This is a genomic window from Flavobacterium sp. LHD-85 (assembly GCF_030929595.1).
GTDB lineage: Bacteria > Bacteroidota > Bacteroidia > Flavobacteriales > Flavobacteriaceae > Flavobacterium.
This window is the reverse complement of record NZ_JAVFVR010000003.1, coordinates 114,149-131,932: the sequence shown is the minus strand read 5'-3', so window position 1 is coordinate 131,932 and position 17,784 is coordinate 114,149. Positions and strand designations below refer to the sequence as shown.

General features: G+C 33.7%; 15 protein-coding genes. 6 read left to right on the top strand and 9 right to left on the bottom strand.

Going from position 1 to position 17,784, the window contains the following annotated elements:
* Positions 1–4 precede the first annotated feature (4 nt).
* Both RB618_RS06430 and RB618_RS06425 read right to left on the bottom strand, forming a co-directional pair.
* The gene (locus RB618_RS06430; RefSeq protein ID WP_308068000.1) at positions 5–3,094 is read right to left on the bottom strand and encodes a TonB-dependent receptor; all 3,090 of its coding nucleotides are present in this window, start codon (positions 3,092–3,094) and stop codon (positions 5–7) included.
* A 44-nt stretch (positions 3,095–3,138) separates the two neighbouring features.
* Positions 3,139–3,342 (bottom strand): hypothetical protein, encoded by a 204-nt coding sequence (locus tag RB618_RS06425; protein ID WP_308067999.1) that lies wholly within the window; start codon positions 3,340–3,342, stop codon positions 3,139–3,141.
* A 391-nt stretch (positions 3,343–3,733) separates the two neighbouring features.
* Here RB618_RS06425 and RB618_RS06420 point away from each other — a divergent pair, with 391 nt between their 5' ends.
* The 5 genes from RB618_RS06420 (at position 3,734) to RB618_RS06400 (ending at position 9,110) form a co-directional block, all read left to right on the top strand.
* Positions 3,734–4,450 (top strand): NUDIX domain-containing protein, encoded by a 717-nt coding sequence (locus RB618_RS06420; protein WP_274254685.1) that lies wholly within the window; start codon positions 3,734–3,736, stop codon positions 4,448–4,450.
* Positions 4,451–4,485: 35 nt separating this feature from the next.
* Positions 4,486–5,187, top strand: coding sequence for an NUDIX domain-containing protein (locus RB618_RS06415; RefSeq protein ID WP_308067998.1), 702 nt, complete (start codon positions 4,486–4,488; stop codon positions 5,185–5,187).
* Positions 5,188–5,349: 162 nt separating this feature from the next.
* Positions 5,350–7,146, top strand: coding sequence for a translation elongation factor 4 (lepA, locus tag RB618_RS06410; RefSeq protein WP_308067997.1), 1,797 nt, complete (start codon positions 5,350–5,352; stop codon positions 7,144–7,146).
* Between the two features lie 239 nt (positions 7,147–7,385).
* On the top strand, positions 7,386–8,003 hold the full coding sequence (locus tag RB618_RS06405; protein ID WP_308067996.1) for an outer membrane beta-barrel protein: 618 nt from the start codon (positions 7,386–7,388) through the stop codon (positions 8,001–8,003).
* A gap of 147 nt (positions 8,004–8,150) precedes the next feature.
* Positions 8,151–9,110 (top strand): YafY family protein, encoded by a 960-nt coding sequence (locus RB618_RS06400; protein WP_308067995.1) that lies wholly within the window; start codon positions 8,151–8,153, stop codon positions 9,108–9,110.
* 38 nt (positions 9,111–9,148) lie between these two features.
* On the opposite strand, the gene RB618_RS06395 is transcribed toward RB618_RS06400, so the two are convergent.
* Both RB618_RS06395 and RB618_RS06390 read right to left on the bottom strand, forming a co-directional pair.
* Complete coding sequence (locus RB618_RS06395) at positions 9,149–9,646, bottom strand: DinB family protein (protein ID WP_308067994.1); 498 nt, start codon at positions 9,644–9,646, stop codon at positions 9,149–9,151.
* A gap of 47 nt (positions 9,647–9,693) precedes the next feature.
* Positions 9,694–10,173: a DinB family protein gene (locus tag RB618_RS06390; RefSeq protein WP_308067993.1), complete on the bottom strand. Its 480-nt coding sequence runs from the start codon at positions 10,171–10,173 to the stop codon at positions 9,694–9,696.
* Between the two features lie 513 nt (positions 10,174–10,686).
* Here RB618_RS06390 and thiL point away from each other — a divergent pair.
* The gene (thiL, locus tag RB618_RS06385) at positions 10,687–11,733 is read left to right on the top strand and encodes a thiamine-phosphate kinase (protein ID WP_308067992.1); all 1,047 of its coding nucleotides are present in this window, start codon (positions 10,687–10,689) and stop codon (positions 11,731–11,733) included.
* Positions 11,734–11,855: 122 nt separating this feature from the next.
* Here the strand turns inward: thiL and RB618_RS06380 are convergent, their stop codons facing one another.
* From RB618_RS06380 to RB618_RS06360, 5 genes are all read right to left on the bottom strand, one after another.
* Complete coding sequence (locus RB618_RS06380) at positions 11,856–12,554, bottom strand: response regulator (RefSeq protein WP_308067991.1); 699 nt, start codon at positions 12,552–12,554, stop codon at positions 11,856–11,858.
* Positions 12,544–14,595 carry an ATP-binding protein gene (locus tag RB618_RS06375; protein WP_308067990.1) on the bottom strand — a complete coding sequence of 684 codons (2,052 nt, stop codon included), beginning with the start codon at positions 14,593–14,595 and terminating at the stop codon, positions 12,544–12,546. The genes RB618_RS06380 and RB618_RS06375 overlap by 11 nt, the downstream gene beginning before the upstream one ends.
* A gap of 94 nt (positions 14,596–14,689) precedes the next feature.
* The gene (locus RB618_RS06370; protein ID WP_308067989.1) at positions 14,690–14,959 is read right to left on the bottom strand and encodes a hypothetical protein; all 270 of its coding nucleotides are present in this window, start codon (positions 14,957–14,959) and stop codon (positions 14,690–14,692) included.
* Positions 14,960–15,135: 176 nt separating this feature from the next.
* On the bottom strand, positions 15,136–15,954 hold the full coding sequence (locus RB618_RS06365) for a LytTR family DNA-binding domain-containing protein (protein ID WP_308067988.1): 819 nt from the start codon (positions 15,952–15,954) through the stop codon (positions 15,136–15,138).
* A gap of 269 nt (positions 15,955–16,223) precedes the next feature.
* Entirely contained in the window at positions 16,224–17,765 is a 1,542-nt protein-coding gene (locus RB618_RS06360; RefSeq protein ID WP_308067987.1) for a glycine--tRNA ligase, read from the bottom strand.
* Positions 17,766–17,784: the final 19 nt, after the last annotated feature.

Sequence of the window (17,784 nt, the reverse complement as noted above, 5' to 3'; positions counted from 1 at the left end):
AATTTTAAAAGTTAACATTCAGACCCATCAAATAGGTTCTTGGCTGCGGATAATATCCAACATCAATTCCTTTAGCCCAAGACTGATTTACGTTTCCGAAACCAATTTCTGGATCCATTCCTTTGTATTTTGTGAATGTATAAAGGTTATTTCCTGCAACATATAATCTGAATTTACTGAAGAAACTAAGTTTTGTTGTCAGCTTTGTTAAATCACACCCGATTGTAGCATTTTTAATTCTGAAGAAATCTGAATCCTGAATATATAAATCTGAGAATTTAGTATAGTTTCCGTTTGCATCAGTTCCGTAAGTTACTCTTGGAATTCTGTTAGAAGTTCCTTCAGTTGTCCATCTTCCTAACACTTCTGTAGTGTTGTTTGTGTAAGCACGCGTGTAATCGTGAACTCCAAAAACGTTTTGTCCTCCTGCGATACCGTAAGTATTAATAGAGAAATCAAAAGCTTTGTATGATAATTCTAAATTAACACCATAGTTAATATCTGGGTTTGGATCACCAATTTGCGTTTTGTCGTTTGCATCGATTTTTCCGTCATTATTTAAATCTACGAAACGAACGTCTCCTGGCTGTGCATTTGGCTGAACACCCGCTGCAACTTCAGTAGCATTTTGGAAAATTCCGTCTGTTTTTAATCCGTAGAAATAACCCATTGGTTTTCCAACCTCAACACGATTCATCTCGTCTAAACCTTGGAACAATACATTTGATTCTCCATGAATGATTCCTTCGTTGTTAGCAATTTTCAACACCTCGTTTTGGTTACGAGAAAGGTTTGCATTGATAGCAAAATTCCAATCTTTTCCAAAACGTGTACGGTAAGATAAACCAATTTCAAAACCTTTATTGCTTACGTCTCCACCATTAATGTAAGGTGCAGTTGCTCCAGCATAAGTTGGAATAGACGCCAATACTAACCAATCTTTGGTTTTCTTGTCATAGTAATCAAAAGTTAAAGTAAAGTTGGTAAACAAAGTAGCATCAAAACCTAAGTCTAACTGCTCAGAAGTTTCCCATTTTAAGTTACGGTTTGCCAATTGGTCAGGGCTTGAACCTACTAAAAGAGTTTCGTCACCAGTTCCAAAATGATATGTTTTGTCTGTAGAGTTTACAGTTGACATATAAGCAAATCTTCTTGCAAATTGGTCGTTACCATTTTGTCCCCAGCTTGCTCTTAATTTGAAAGTATTTAAAACTTTGTTTTCTTTGAAGAAAGCTTCTTTATCTAAATTCCATCCTGCAGAGAACGATGGGAAAATAGCATATTTGTTATCTGGACCAAATTCTGATGAACCGTCACGACGAACTGTTGCAGAGAATAAGTATTTATTGTTGTAATCGTACAATAAACGCCCAAAGTAAGACTGGATTGCGTAATCTTTACGATTTCCTTTTACCACATTTGATGTCGGATCTTTTGCGTTATCTAAATAAGCATGTTCAAAATCATCAAAAATCAAGTTTCTTCCTTGCCCTTCCATATAATCAGAAGTATTCTTTTTAGCAGAAGTACCCACTAATACATCAAAATTATGTGCATCAGCAATGTTGAATTTGTATTGAAGTGTGTTCTCAAAAATCCATCCTAAAGATTTTGTCGCGCTTTGAGTTACGCTAGAAACTGTATTGTTATCATTTGAAGAAAGCGAATAAACTGGTCTGAAAGAACGGTAATTGCTGTCTGTCATATCAACACCATAACTAGTTCTAAAAGTAAAGTTTTTTGCAAATTTTAATTCAGCAAAAATGTTACCTACATAACGATTTGTTTTAGTCTGATTGAAGTTGTTGTAGTATAAAGATCCAACTGGATTGCTGATGTCTTGAGAAATAATAGAATGTGCAAAATCTCCATTTTCGTCATACGCCTGATCGATTGGAGCTGCGTTTAAGAAACTTCTGATTGCGTTGCTGTAAATACCATCATCTGCAACACCGCTAGATTTGATGTTTGATAAAGTGAAGTTTTCACCAATTTTCAAATATCCTTTAATTACTTCTGAAGTAGAGTTTACTGTAAAAGTAACACGATCGTATTGAGATTGGTTTGTAGAACCTCCAATCATACCTTCTTGTCCGTAGTAAGATAAACCAGTTGCAATGGTAGATTTTTCGTCACCTCCAGTAATCAAAAGAGAGTGATTTTGTTTCATTGCACCTTCGTTGAATAAATCTTTTTGCCAGTCATGATCAGGAAATGAAGCAATTTGCTCTTTTGTATATAATGGTGTATATCCAGAATTTACACGAGCTTCGTTCATGATTGTAGTATATTCTTGTGTATTCATCAAATCCAGTTTTTTAGCAATCTGCTGAAAACCTGTATAAGAACTGAAAGACACATTCATTTTACCATCTTTTCCTTTTTTTGTAGTAACCAAGATAACTCCGTTTGCTGCTCTTGCTCCGTAGATAGAAGCTGCAGAAGCATCTTTCAAAACGTCAACCCTTTCAATAACAGATGGATCAAGATATCCGATTCCGTTATCAACCACTACACCATCAACCACATAAAGCGGATCACTGTTTCCTGCTGTACCTGCTCCACGAATATTTACCACCATATTCGCACCTGGCTGTCCAGAAGATGAAGTTACAGAAACCCCAGAAGCTTGACCTTGTAAAGCATTTACAACATCAAGACTCGCAACCTGCTGAATGTCTTTTCCAGACACCAAAGAAGTTGCCGCAGTATTTACTTTCTTCTTTTGAGTACCGTAACCGATTACTACAATTTCTTTAAGTTCTGCCGTTTCTGGGCTCAAAACCACGTTGACAACTTTTTGAGTTCCAACCGTAATATTTTGCGCCTTGAAACCTACAAAAGTGATTACCAAAACATCTCCTGTTTTAGCCTCCACTTTATATTTTCCGTCAAAATCGGTAACAGTACTCGATTTTGTTCCCTGTACTTGTACAGTTGCACCTGGAACTCCAAATCCGTCCTCGGAAGAGGTAATTGTCCCACTTACAGTTTTAGATTCTTGAGCAAATCCAAACTGCATCATAAATACGCTAAGCAGCACCGCCATAAAATATGGAAGCTTTGTTGTTTTAATACAATTTTTGCTTTTCATAATAAGAATTGATTAAGTTTAAGTTATAGTTAGTGTTTCTTACCCTAAGAGAAATCTGGAAAACTTCCCAAGCAGGTCATGCCAAAAATGAGGGCCTGAATCTCATTTCCAACATTTAGTACTTGCTGACTATAAACAGGCGTTTTAAAAACAAGCATTTTTAAAACTTCAAAATCAATTCTTTTGGCAAAATTTGATGATGGTAATCTCATCAAAAAGCTATTTAAATCAATTTTTAGAAAAAACATTTGTGGTAAGTTTAAGTTAAGTGTAAGTTTGTTCTTTTTTTGCTTATGGTCAATTTGAATTTATCTTATGGTAAATTTGACTACAAGTGTAAAACAAATTTTCTATATTAACAAAATATTAGGGTTATTTTTTTTCGATTCTGATTAATCCTAATCCATTTTTATTAATGTTGTAAAATCTGAAGTAGAATTGAAATAAAAAATATAGAAAAATCAATGATTTATAAAATTGACAATCAGTCGTTTAAGAAATTATCTGAATTAAAGAGCTTTTCTTACTTATTTCTAAAAGACTGATTATCAATTTTTTGTTTCGCTAAAAAAAATATAAGGCTTTCAAAAAGGCTAATAATCATTTTATTTATTTAATTTGTCAAAATTTATCTCATATATGGTTGAAAATGTAGACGACAAAACTGCCCAAAAAAACGAAAACAGCGCGATGAATGCCATCACGATTGACTGTGTTATTTTTGGTTTTGACAAAGGCAGTCTTGAAGTACTTTTGGTGCAGCACGCTGAAGGTATCAGTAAAGGAAAATGGGGACTTCCGGGTGGATGGATTTATAAAAAAGAAAGCACAGACAATGCGGCTCACCGTTTATTGAATGAGCTTACTGGACTTGATAATATTTACTTGGAACAGCTGAAAGCATTTGGAGATCCAGATCGTTTTCCGCTTCGACGCGTTATCACAATCGGATATTATGCGCTTGTAAAAAGAGAAGATTATAACATTAAAGCAGGTTTTACAGCTTCAGATGCACAGTGGTATAAAATTGATAGTATCCCGAATTTGATTTATGATCATAATGAGATTTTAGAGTATAGCATCAAACATCTTAGAAATAAAGTTCGCCAAACACCAATCGGATTTAATCTGCTTCCCGAAAAATTTACCTTATTGCAGTTAATGCAGCTGTATGAAGAAATTTTAGGAATCGAAATGGACAAACCTAACTTTAGAAGAAAAATTTTGCACATGAAACTCCTGGTTGCTTTAGACGAAAAACAACAAGATGTTTCGCACAGAGCGGCTCAACTATATAAGTTTGATCCTGAAATCTATGAGAAATTAACTGAAAAAGGATTCAATTTTGAGTTCTAACTTTCAATACACAACAATAACACGACAACAATAAATTGACTGAAATAACTACTAACCACCACAAACCAGCCGTAGACGGCATCACGATTGACTGTGTTTTCTTCGGATTTAACAAAGAGAGTCTCGAAGTGCTCTTGGTGCAGCATGCCGAAGGCGAAAGTAAAGGCAAATGGGGGCTTCTTGGCGGATGGCTTCAAATAGATGAAAGTGCAGATAATGCTGCCCAACGCATTTTACAGGAACTTACCGGTCTTGAAGACATCTATTTGGAACAGTTAAAAGCCTTTACAGATCCGCAGCGTGTTCTGGAAAGACGCGTGGTTACTATTGGTTATTATACTTTGGTCAATAGAGAAGATTATAATATTAAAGCCAGTTTAAAGGTTTTTGAAGCCAAGTGGTTTAAGATAAACGAAATTCCAGATTTGATTTTTGACCATAACGAAATTCTCGATTTCAGTTTACTGCAATTGCGAAACCGAGTGCGTCAAGCCCCAATTGGTTTTAACCTTCTTCCAGAAAAATTTACTTTATTGCAGCTGATGCATTTATATGAAGAAATTCTTGGAATCGAATTGGACAAATCTAATTTTAGAAGAAAAATTCTTCACATGAAACTGCTTACAGCATTGGATGAAAAGCAAAAAGATGTTTCGCACAGAGCGGCTAAACTTTATAAATTTGATGATCAGATGTACAAAAAATTAACTGAAAAAGGGTTTAATTTTGAATTTTAACGCCAATTTTAATTCACATCTTTCAACTATCGAAGATCAGCATTCCAGAATCCAAAACTTTGCGCTATCTTTGCGCCTTAATAACATGCTTTAAAGCAATTGCTTTAGGCTGTTTTATACCCAAAAAATACTAAAACTCGTTATAGAGAACTGATATATAAAATGAAGAAGATACGTAACTTTTGCATTATTGCACACATTGACCACGGTAAAAGTACATTGGCGGACAGATTACTAGGCGCAACACAAACCGTTACAGCTCGTGAAGAAAAAGCACAATTGCTTGACAACATGGATCTGGAGCGCGAGCGTGGAATTACCATTAAGAGTCATGCCATTCAGATGGAATACAAATACAAGGGTGAAGAATATATCTTAAACTTAATTGATACTCCTGGGCACGTTGACTTTTCATACGAAGTTTCAAGATCAATCGCTGCCTGCGAAGGGGCGCTTTTGATTGTTGATGCTGCTCAAAGTATTCAAGCACAAACGATTTCAAACTTATACTTAGCTCTTGAAAACGACTTAGAAATTATTCCGGTTTTGAATAAAGTCGATTTACCAAGTGCTAATCCAGAAGAAGTTAGTGATGATATTATCGATTTATTAGGATGTAAATTGGAAGATATTATTCATGCTTCAGGAAAAACTGGTTTTGGTGTTGAGAACATTCTTGCTGCCATTATCGAGAAAATCCCTGCTCCAAAAGGAGATCCAGAAGAGCCGTTGCAAGCTTTGATTTTTGACTCAGTTTACAATCCGTTCCGCGGAATTGAGGTAATCTTTAGAGTTGTAAATGGTGAAATCAAAAAAGGCCAGAAAATTAAATTCATGGCTACTGACAACGAATATTTCGCTGACGAAATTGGAACTTTAAAATTAAATCAGGTTCCTAAAAATGTAGTTTCGGCAGGAGATGTTGGTTATTTGATTTCTGGAATTAAAGAAGCTCGCGAAGTAAAAGTTGGTGATACTATTACAGATGCAAAAGTACCAACTACCAATATGATTACTGGTTTTGAGGATGTAAAACCAATGGTATTTGCCGGAATTTATCCTGTTGATACAGAAGATTACGAGGATTTGCGTTCTTCGATGGAGAAATTACAGTTGAACGATGCTTCATTAGTATTTACTCCTGAAAGTTCGGCGGCATTAGGATTTGGTTTCCGTTGCGGATTCTTAGGAATGCTTCACATGGAAATTATCCAAGAACGTTTAGAGCGTGAGTTTGACATGACTGTAATTACCACGGTTCCTAACGTTTCATATTTGGCTTACACTAAAAAAGAGCCAGAAAAAGCTATTGTTGTAAACAACCCTTCAGATTTACCAGAGCCTTCAAAACTAGACAGAGTTGAAGAGCCTTTTATTAAAGCTACGATCATTACTAAATCTGACTTTGTTGGAAACGTAATGAGTTTATGTATCGAAAAACGTGGTTTAATTACCAACCAAACCTACTTAACAACAGAACGTGTTGAGTTAAACTTTGACATGCCTTTGGCGGAAATTGTATTCGATTTTTATGATCGTTTGAAAACAGTTTCTAAAGGTTACGCTTCTTTCGATTATTCTCCTATCGGAATGAGAACTTCAAAATTAGTTAAACTTGACGTTCTTTTAAATGCTCAAACTGTTGATGCACTTTCTGCATTGATTCACGAAGATAACGCTTACAACATCGGTAAAAAAATGACCGAGAAATTACGCGAGTTAATTCCGAGACAGCAATTCGACATTCCGATTCAGGCTGCAATTGGAGCTAAAATTATCGCTCGTGAAACGATTAAAGCACTTCGTAAAGACGTTACCGCAAAATGTTATGGTGGAGATATTTCGCGTAAGCGTAAACTTCTTGAAAAACAGAAAAAAGGTAAAAAACGTATGCGTCAAGTAGGAAACGTAGAGATTCCGCAAGAAGCGTTTATGGCTGTTTTGAAATTGAATGACTAGTCTTTTTTAGATAAAAGAGTAAAGAACATAGATAATAGACTAAACCCGATGACGAAAGTTGTCGGGTTTTTTGTTTGAATATAATCTATTTCTGATATTTTAAAAAGTGTAATCCAAAACTTACGTTTTATTAAAATATTAACTTAATCGATTGTTTTTTAACGCTTTTACAAAAACTTAAAGTTAAATTTAAGATAAAATTGTATTTTTAATCTTACAACTTTAAAAAATAAAAGATTATGAAAACCAAATTTTCTGTTATTCTAGCGTTATTTACATTTTACTTTGCAAATGCTCAGCAAGATCAAGTTGATGCAGAAATGAACACTGCAAAAGGTATCACTTTTAGCCATGGCGATATGTTTATTGAAGGTGCAATACAAATTAGTACGGGAGGCGATCAAGACTATTATGCTTTTAATCCCAAATTTGGATATTTTCTTAATGATAAATTTGCCGTTGGAGGACAATTGAGCTATTCTAGCAATAAAGTTGAAGCAACCGATGAAAAAACTAATATTTTCGGAATCGGTGGTTTCGCAAGATATTATGTATTGGAACTCGATAAAAAACGATTCAAAGCTTATGGAGAAGTAGGTTTAGGATACGGCAGAAATAAATACGAAAGTCCAATTACTGGCACAGATGATAGCAATAGTCTAACGGCCAATATCAATGTTGGTTTAAATTACTTCTTAACTAAAAACATTGCAGTTACTTTTACTCTTGCTAATTTATTATCATACAACAGTGTTTCTCCAGAAAACGGTCCATCTTCAGATACTTTCCAATTAAACATCAATTTATTTGAAAACATCTTCGATCAACCAAAATTCGGATTATTGTTTAGATTTTAATTCGTTCCCACGATTATACATAAAAGCTGTTCTAGTTTAGAACAGCTTTTTTTATTCGCTTTACTTTTTTCATTTGTATCTTTGAATCTTTACAGCTACAAAAAAGCTTATAAACTTAGCAATTTAGAACCTTAGAATCTTAAAAAAATGCTCGACGAAACCCCAAAACGATTTGACCGAATTGTAGCTATTCTTATTCAATTGCAATCTAAAAAGATTGTAAAAGCACAAGAATTGGCCGATCGTTTTGAGTGCAGTTTGCGAACAATATATCGAGACATTAGAACTCTGGAAGCGTCTGGTGTTCCTATTTACAGCGAGGCCGGAGTTGGTTATGCTTTGATGGATGGTTATCGTCTTCCGCCGGTTATGTTTACTCGCGAAGAAGTAAGCAGTTTTATTGCTGCCGAAAAATTAATGCAAAAGTTTACCGATCCTTCTTTGGGAACGCATTATGCGTCGGCAATGTACAAACTGAAAGCTGTTTTGAGAAGTAATGACAAAGATTATCTTTCGAACATCGAATCGAGAATTGTAATGCAGAATGCGGAACCGATGTTTAATGATAATTCGCCCAACACTTTGGCTGTTCTTTTTGAAGGCATTGCAGAGAAAAAGCAAATTCTCTTGACCTATAAAACTTTTGAAAAAGACGAAGTCACTGAACGTAATCTTGAACCTGTAGGAGTTTTTCATGACAATAATAATTGGTATTTTCTGGGTTATTGCCATCTTAGAAAAGATTACCGACAGTTTAGAACCGACAGAATTCAGGGAATTAAAAAAACAGATGCTGATTTTACGATCGAACATGATGCTCTGGAAACTTATTTGACTAAAACTGAAACTCATCCAACGACGAAAGTCCGTATTTTAATTGACCGTAAAATAGCCAGATATTTAGCAACCGAAAGAAAATATCATGGTTTTATTTCGCAGAAAGAAGTTGGCGAAAAAATCGAAATGACTTTTATGTCCAGAGATATTAATAACGCTTTTCCGAGATGGTTTTTGATGTATGGAGATTATGCAGAAATTCTTGAACCTGAAATATTAAAAACCAATGTTCTGCAATTATTGGAAATCAACAGAAAAAGACTTTTATAAAAAAACTCCTGAGAGCAGTATCTCAGGAGTTTTTTCATTTATTTCTGTTTTATCACATTATAAAAATTGTAATCGGTGTTGGAAGCATCTGTAATTCCGATATTTCTTCCCATGGTTACAATCTGTCCTCTATGATAAGTGCCATGATTGATAACTTGAATTAAATATTCTGAAATTGGCAATTCGCACTCAAACCACGGATTCGTAATTTTAACTTCTTTTATCAAATCTTCTTCTGACAATGAGTTGATAAGATGTTTCAATCTTGTAGATGAATTGAGCAATCCTTCAAATATTTCTTCTTTTGACAATTCGCTTTCAGGTTTCTTTACTGTCATTTCATTTTCAGAAATTACAGAAAACCAATATTCTTCTGTAGACCAGATATGGTCTAGCGTTTTCATAATGGTCGGAAAACTCGATTGCATTTCTGCATAAAGCAATTCATCAGCTTTTGGCGAAAGCCAGTTTACAAACTGCTGGTTTACCCATAAATTATAATCTGCAAAATTGGACATTATCTTTTTTAAACTCATAATCTTAGTTTTAGATTTCTGATATTAAGTTAATAAAAAATTATCAATTATCTTTCCCAGAAAAATGGTGGTTCGATATTTAAAGCTCTTAAATACACATAAGCTTGTCCACGGTGATGTACTTCATTATCGATAAAATATAAAATATTCTGAATTACAGGAAATTCATATTGTCCAAAAAGATTAAAGGTTTCGCTAAAATCTTCAACCGATAATTGTTCCCAATATTTATTGATTTCTTCTGTAGCCTCATCCCATTTTTCAAGATATTGCGCTTTAAAAATCAATTTTTCAGTTCCTTCTGAGAATGGTGCAGTTTCTTTTGTTACAATTCCTTTTAAACCTGGAACCGCAATAGCCAAAAGCTCATCTACTAATTTTGAGAAAGGTCTCATGCCGGCAATTGAAAATTCAAAGAAATCTTTCTCTGGGAAAATCTCAATTAAACGACGTGTAAGTGCTCTGTGTCCTTGCCAGTGTTTTAATAAATCTTCTGAAGTAATAACTTGTGCTTCTAATGTTTTCATGGTTTTAAAGTTTAAATATTTTTAATACTTCAAAAGTAAAATGGGCTGGTGACAACAGTTTGTCAGCAGCAAAAAAAATATTTTAAAAATATTCTTCAGCACATATTAGACGCACAACAGTGCGTCTAACACATCGGAAATCTACACGCAATTGTTTACACGAGGGAGACGCATTGCAGCGCGTCTCTACAGAATAAAAAAACTTAGAACCTTAGTAGAAACGCACCGCCATAGAGATACTGCGCTAATTTATTTTTTTGAATTGCCTCCAGCTTTAGCTGGGGGAAATAAATGATTATCAAAAGAGGCTTTAGCCAAAACTTTAATGTTCAGCTAAAGCCTTTTATATTCGAATTAAGCTGACCTTCAGCTAAAGCAGGAGGCAATTGATTTTTTAGGCAGCAATATAAATCTGCTACAAAAAAACTTAGAACCTTAGCATCTCAGAATCTTAGCATCTTTAAAAAAATCCTTTGTACCTTTGCACCTTAATAACTTTGGAACTTAACAGAAATGATTGAAGATAAAAATCAGCAGAGAACTAGTATAGCTCAATTGGGCGAATTCGGTTTAATTGACCATTTAACCAAAAACTTTGACGTTACTCAGGAATCTACTTTAAAAAGTATTGGCGATGATGCTGCTGTTCTTGATTTTAAAGACAAAAAAGTAGTAGTTTCGACCGATTTATTAATTGAAGGAGTTCATTTTGATTTGGCTTACATGCCTTTGAAACATTTAGGATACAAAGCAGTTGTTGTGAATGTTTCTGATATTTGCGCGATGAATGCAAAACCGACTCAAATTACGGTTTCGGTTGCTGTTTCGAATCGTTTTCCACTTGAAGCTTTAGAAGAATTGTTTGCAGGGATTACACATGCTACAAAAGAATATAAAGTTGATGTTATAGGCGGAGATACAACCTCATCTCAAAAAGGATTAATTATCAGCATCACTGCCATTGGAGAAGCTGACGAAAATGAATTGGTTTACAGAAACGGAGCTCAAAAAACAGACTTATTGGTTGTAACAGGAGATCTTGGTGCTGCGTACATGGGTTTGCAAGTTTTAGAACGCGAAAAACAAGTTTTCCAGGTTAACCCAAACAATCAACCCGATTTAGATCCTTATACTTATTTGGTAGAACGCCAATTGAAACCTGAAGCACGAAAAGATGTTCGAACTTTGCTTCATGCTTTAGATATAAAACCAACCGCAATGATTGATATTTCAGACGGATTATCTTCTGAGATTATTCATATCTGCAAGCAATCTAAAGTGGGTTGTAATTTGTATGAAGATAAACTGCCATTAGATCCTCAGTTTATTTCTACTTGCGAAGAATTTAATATCGACAGTACAACGGTTGCCATAAACGGCGGTGAAGATTACGAACTTTTGTTTACAATTGATATTAATGATTTCGACAAAATAAAAGGAAACCCGAATTTCTCTGTTATAGGACATATGACAGAAGAAAATGAAGGAATCCATCTTGTAACTCGTGCCAATACAAAAATTGCCTTAAAAGCCCGCGGATGGGATGCCCTTAGCGAATAAATTTTAGAAAATTCCAATAATAAAAAAATCCAAATTCCAATAATGACATGAGTATTGGAATTTGGATTTTTTTATTTCGCTTTTTTATTGGAATTTGGAATTTCAACATTGGGATTTTTTCCCTAAAAAAGCCCCTTACTTTTCGCTTCTTTAATTAAATCGCGATCAGAACCGCTTTTTATTTTTAGCAATTCCATTAAATGTTTTTTTCGTTTCACAATCGCATTCAAGGAAATCGGAATATTCTCGAGCATTTCATGAATTGGAGTTCCTCGATCCAAATGAATTAGTATCTGTTTATCGTACTGATCAATCTCGATTGCATTATGCGTGGATTGATTAAGCATCTTTACAACCGACTGGCTGTAATATTTTTCATTTTTCATTACTTTATCAAAAGCCAAAAGCAATTCGTCAAAAGTAAGGTCATTTTTAATAATCAACCCGTTCGGTTGAATTGTCCTGATAATGGTTTTAATTTTCAGCAATTCCGTGTACATCGTCAAAAGAATAATCTTGCATGATGGCATTTTTCTCAAAAGCAGCATCGCAAGATCTTCACCCGAAAAAATTTCTTTTTCTTCATAAGGAGGCATACTGATATCCAAAAAAGCAATATCAAACTCTGGTGCGTTATCATTTTCTATGATATCATAACCCGATCTGCAATCGTGTGCTTGTGAAATTAAAAAATCATACTTTTTTGGATTATAACGAGTTATGGCATTCTTGTATCCTTCAATAATAAACGGATGGTCGTCTACTATTAAAATATTCTTTTTGACTAATTGTGGAACTGAGGCTGTTAAATCAAATGTCATTATGCAGGTTATTATTTGGCTCTAATGGGACTTTTATGATGAGAATTGTTCCTTCTCCTTTGGCAGATTTTATCGTAACTGTTCCCTTACACTCTGTTGCTCTATATTCTATATTATGCAGACCAATTCCGTTTTTAGTTTTTCTGGTATTAAATCCAATTCCGTCATCTTCGATAGTCAAAACCAAATCATCATTTTCATTTTTAAACTCTACTCTAATAATATCAGCCTTAGCATATTTATTACAATTCTGAAGTCCCTCCTGAACAATTCTGTACAAATTGATTTTTACAATATTGCTTATCAAATCCCACTTAATCTCAGGATCAAAAACGGTAATCAATTTCGAACTATACGTATTTATCTGATCTTCAAATAGTTTGTTCAAAATCGAAACAAAATTATTAATTAATTCCGATTTTTCTCTATTTAAGTCATGCGAAATTTCTCGAATATCCTGTTCAACATTTTTCAATTCGTCAAGATATTTTTTTCTCTTAGAAATAGCTTCAAATTCGTCTACTTTATCCAAACTATCCAAACTTATCCTAATGCCAAACATACGTCCTAAGACACCATCATGCAATTCCTGAGCAACCCTTTTCTTTTCTTTTATTCGCGTAAGCTCAATTTCGTTCTGCTTCGAAATCATCAAATTGTAAATATCTTCGTTTGCTATCTGCTGCTGTTGTTTAAAAAGCAGCTCACGGTTTCTGGCTTGCTGTGTTTTGTAAACATAAAAGAACAACCCCAGCAATGTACAAATACTAAATACATAAACCAAAGTTTTATTCTTTTCCTGAAGATTAGAATTTTGATCTTTAATTTCGTTGGTCTCGTATTCTATACGGGAGAATTTTTCCCCCATTTTGCGTTCTGCTTTTAACATTTTTTCGTTAAGTTCAATATATTCCTTAGAATATTGAGAAGCGTTTTTAGGATCAACTGCTGCAGTCTGTTTAAGAGCTTCTAAAGTATTAATAATCCTTGTGGTTTTACGAGATAATATCAAAGCTTGTTTTGAAAATTGAATCGCTTTCAGTGTATCTTTTTTTAAAGCGTAATACTCTGACAAGTGTATTTTACTTGATACCATTCCAGAAGTAAGATCAAGACTGTCTCTAATTCTTAAAGATTCATAAAACAGCTTTGGCATCTGATTGGATTCATTTAGTTTCAACTTAGCGTATCCTAAATTATCAAGTAAAATTGCATACAAACTTGATCTATTAATGAAGAGATTTTTCTCTTGGAGACCTTTTTCAAAAAAAACTTTGGCACGTTTATAATTCCCCATACGCATATATATGTAACCCAAGTTATTTAAAGATGCGGCTTTATACTGAAAGTCTGAAGGGATTTTTTTATCATCCAAAATATTCAAGGCTTTATTCTGAAATTCTAAAGCTTTGGTAAATTCTTCTCTTTCATTATACAGAATACCCAACAAATTATAGCTTTCATAAAGCAATTCATTGACATCTTTCTTTAATTTTAAAACACTCAAAGCTTTAAAAACTGTTATTTCACTTTCAAAAAAATCACCTTCGTTATATTGCAAATTAGCTTTATTTAAAAAAGTCTTGACCAAATTTAATTGATCATTAATTTTCTGATACGTCTTTTCGGCTTTATAATAATTCATAAAAGCACTATCAGAAATAGACTGAGATAAATAGTAATCGCCTAAATAAACATAGGCTTTTGCCATATGTGCCGAATCCTTTGATACCCGAGCTCTTTCTAAAATTAATTTAGTTGTTTTAAGATAGGCTTTCCAATCGCTCATATTATAATAACGATTAGCAACCTTAAAAAGATTTACTTTATTAAGCGAATCATCTTTTTGTTGTAAAATGATACTTAACGCTTTCTGAGCGTATTTTTGTTTAATGTGTAAAGGCAGGTCAACCTCATTTGCTAAAGTAAGATAAGTAGGAAGGCTGTCTCTCGAAGAAGTCATCTCTAAGTTTTCTGCTTTCTTGGTACATGCCAATACAACAAAGAATAAAAACAGCAGTATTTTTTTTAGTTTCTTCAATTGTGCCTTTGAATTTTATCAAAAATAGTAAAACTATAGACACAAAAAAAGCTGCCAAAAATTGACAGCTTTGATTATATATTTTTTATTTCTTTTAATCTATTTTTTTATCGTGTCCGAAAGCTTGATTAACACTTGCAAAGTTTGCATTACTGTTTTTCTGGAATGATTCTGCACCACCATGAAAATCATGTTTTCTAATAACTCCACCTGCTGCACCACCGCCAGTTGTAGTTGTACCATCTACTGGTAAAACTTTAATAGAATCGTTAGATGCTAAATATGTTGGAACTTCTGTTGATGCAAAAGAAGTTGCTACTGCTACTAAAGAGAATAATCCGATTGTTAAAGCTGTTTTTTTCATGACCTGAGGGTTTTAAAGTTTATTTTAATTTTTGGAGATAATTCGCTGTTTACTTGCGAATCAGAGTGTAAAACTAACACCAAGACTGAAAAAAATTTATAAGAAAAATCGAGTTTGTGGTAGATCGTACCCAATTGATAGTCAATGGATAGCAAATTAATGTAATTGTCTAATTTTTAGACTTCTAGGTAATTTCCTGCTGCAAAATCGGCAATTATCTGCTCAACATTTGCTCTATAGGTTTTAGAAAAAGGAATCTTTTTTGTGGAATTTTTTATGTAACAGATTGAGTTTCCGCTATGAATCCTCGAAATATAGTTTCGATTAATTACATAACTGTTGTGAATACGGATAAAAGGATACGTCAAAACACTCTCAAAATGTTTTAACGTTTTAAACGCCGTAATCATTTCGCCAGTATTCAAATAAATATCTGTTGAATTATTATCTGCCTGAAAATAACAAATATCATCAGCATTTAAATAACGGTAATCACCATAAGATTTTATGCAGATGGTTAATGCTTTTTGAATATTTTGAGGAATCGTTACGTTATTTATATTGTCAATTACAATAGAAGTCGGTTCTTCTGTTGAACCTATTGTTTTTGCCTCAAAATTTGCTTTTTTAAGCTTCAAAATCGTTTTCAGCAGATCAATATGCGTAACGGGTTTTAAAAGATAATCAAATACGCCGTATTGAATAGCCTCAAAAGCTTTGTCTTTTTTATTTGTAGTAATTATAATTTTTGGAATTTCCTGAAAGAAACGATGTAATTCACTTATAAAAACCAAAGACAGATTACTGGATAAATTTTCGGGTTCAATTTCGAGAAAAACCAAATCCGGTTTGTGTTCTAAAACCAATTCTAAACCTTCCTGAAAATTTGATGCCGATGCTTTAAAAGATAATTCTGAAAAACCTGAAGCCGTTGTTTTGGTTTTCAAAATACTCTCAGCAACATCATCAATTATTATATACGAATACTTTTTCAATTTTGGGTCTTATTGGTTTTCTCACTGCGCAATCATAATCAAAAAAATACTTTTAATTGCTATGTGAAGAAAAAAAATTGGTCTTTGTAGTAATACAGATTTAAAATTACGGATTTAAACACCTTAAACACTTCATTGTTAATACATTACACTAAAATGTTGATACATAAGGATGAAATGCAAAAAAAGCCGATAAAATGCTTATTTCGAAAAATAAAAATCCCAAACTCCTTTACGGAATTTGGGATCTATAGTATAACTTGTAAAGATTACATTTTCATTAACCAGTTTTTCATCGAAACTTCGTTTTCGATAATACCTCTTAATTCAGTAATTTTTACACGGTCTTGTTTCATTGTATCTCTATGACGAATTGTTACAGTTTCGTCTTCAAGCGTCTGATGATCTACTGTGATACAGAAAGGCGTTCCTAAAGCATCTTGTCTTCTGTAACGACGTCCAACAGCATCTTTTTCATCATAAGCCACATTGAAATCCCATTTCAAATCTTCGATGATTTTTCTTGAAACTTCTGGCAAACCATCTTTTTTAACTAATGGCAATACTGCCGCTTTAGTTGGTGCTAAAACTGCTGGCAATTTTAAAACTGTTCTTGTAGAACCGTCCTCTAATGTTTCTTCTTTTAATGAAGTTGCAAAAACTGCCAAGAACATACGATCCAAACCAACAGAAGTTTCTACTACATAAGGAACATAGTTTTCGTTTAATTCTGGATCAAAATATTGTAATTTTCTTCCAGAATATTCTTCGTGTGCTTTTAAGTCAAAATCTGTACGGGAGTGAATTCCTTCCAATTCTTTAAATCCGAATGGGAAATTAAATTCGATATCAGCAGCTGCGTTTGCGTAGTGCGCCAATTTCTCGTGATCGTGAAAACGGTAATTTTCTTTTCCTAATCCTAAAGACAAGTGCCATTTTAAACGTGTTTCTTTCCAGTACTCATAAGATTTCATTTCTTCTCCTGGACGCACAAAAAACTGCATTTCCATTTGTTCGAACTCACGCATACGGAAAATAAATTGTCTTGCTACAATTTCATTTCTAAATGCTTTACCTGTTTGAGCAATTCCAAAAGGAACTTTCATACGACCCGATTTCTGAACATTTAAAAAGTTCACAAAAATACCTTGAGCCGTTTCTGGACGCAAATATAAATCCATTGCATTCTCTGCAGATGCACCTAATTTTGTTCCGAACATCAAGTTAAATTGTTTTACTTCTGTCCAGTTTTTAGAACCTGTTTCAGGATCAGCAATTTCAAGTTCTTCGATCAATGCTTTCACATCGGCCAAATCACCTGCTCCCAAAGAACGACCTAAACGCTCTCTGATTTCTTTTTCTTTAGCCAAGTATTCAATTACACGAGCATTTGTAGTTATAAACTCTTGTTCGTTGAATGCGTCGCCAAAACGAGCTTTTGCTTTGTCAATTTCTTTTTGCGCTTTTTGGTGAATTTTTTCAGCAAAATCTTCAACCAAAACGTCAGCTCTATATCTTTTCTTAGAATCTTTATTATCAATTAATGGATCATTGAAAGCATCAACGTGACCAGAAGCTTTCCAAGTTGTTGGATGCATCAATATTGCAGCATCAAGGCCGACAATATTCTCATTCATCTGAACCATTGATTTCCACCAATATTCACGGATATTCTTTTTTAATTCGACACCGTTTTGTGCGTAATCGTATACAGCACTTAAACCATCGTAAACTTCGCTTGACGGAAAAATAAATCCGTACTCTTTTGCGTGCGAAACCACATTCTTAAATATATCTTCTTGTTTTGCCATAGTGATGCAAAAATATAAA

Bases quoted from the DNA above. Each gene is read 5' to 3' on its own strand.
- RB618_RS06430 (WP_308068000.1), bottom strand. From the start codon at position 3,094: ATGAAAAGCAAAAATTGTATTAAAACAACAAAGCTTCCATATTTTATG.
- RB618_RS06425 (WP_308067999.1), bottom strand. From the start codon at position 3,342: ATGTTTTTTCTAAAAATTGATTTAAATAGCTTTTTGATGAGATTACCA.
- RB618_RS06420 (WP_274254685.1), top strand. From the start codon at position 3,734: ATGGTTGAAAATGTAGACGACAAAACTGCCCAAAAAAACGAAAACAGC.
- lepA (WP_308067997.1), top strand. From the start codon at position 5,350: ATGAAGAAGATACGTAACTTTTGCATTATTGCACACATTGACCACGGT.
- RB618_RS06405 (WP_308067996.1), top strand. From the start codon at position 7,386: ATGAAAACCAAATTTTCTGTTATTCTAGCGTTATTTACATTTTACTTT.
- RB618_RS06400 (WP_308067995.1), top strand. From the start codon at position 8,151: ATGCTCGACGAAACCCCAAAACGATTTGACCGAATTGTAGCTATTCTT.
- RB618_RS06395 (WP_308067994.1), bottom strand. From the start codon at position 9,646: ATGAGTTTAAAAAAGATAATGTCCAATTTTGCAGATTATAATTTATGG.
- RB618_RS06390 (WP_308067993.1), bottom strand. From the start codon at position 10,173: ATGAAAACATTAGAAGCACAAGTTATTACTTCAGAAGATTTATTAAAA.
- thiL (WP_308067992.1), top strand. From the start codon at position 10,687: ATGATTGAAGATAAAAATCAGCAGAGAACTAGTATAGCTCAATTGGGC.
- RB618_RS06380 (WP_308067991.1), bottom strand. From the start codon at position 12,554: ATGACATTTGATTTAACAGCCTCAGTTCCACAATTAGTCAAAAAGAAT.
- RB618_RS06370 (WP_308067989.1), bottom strand. From the start codon at position 14,959: ATGAAAAAAACAGCTTTAACAATCGGATTATTCTCTTTAGTAGCAGTA.
- RB618_RS06360 (WP_308067987.1), bottom strand. From the start codon at position 17,765: ATGGCAAAACAAGAAGATATATTTAAGAATGTGGTTTCGCACGCAAAA.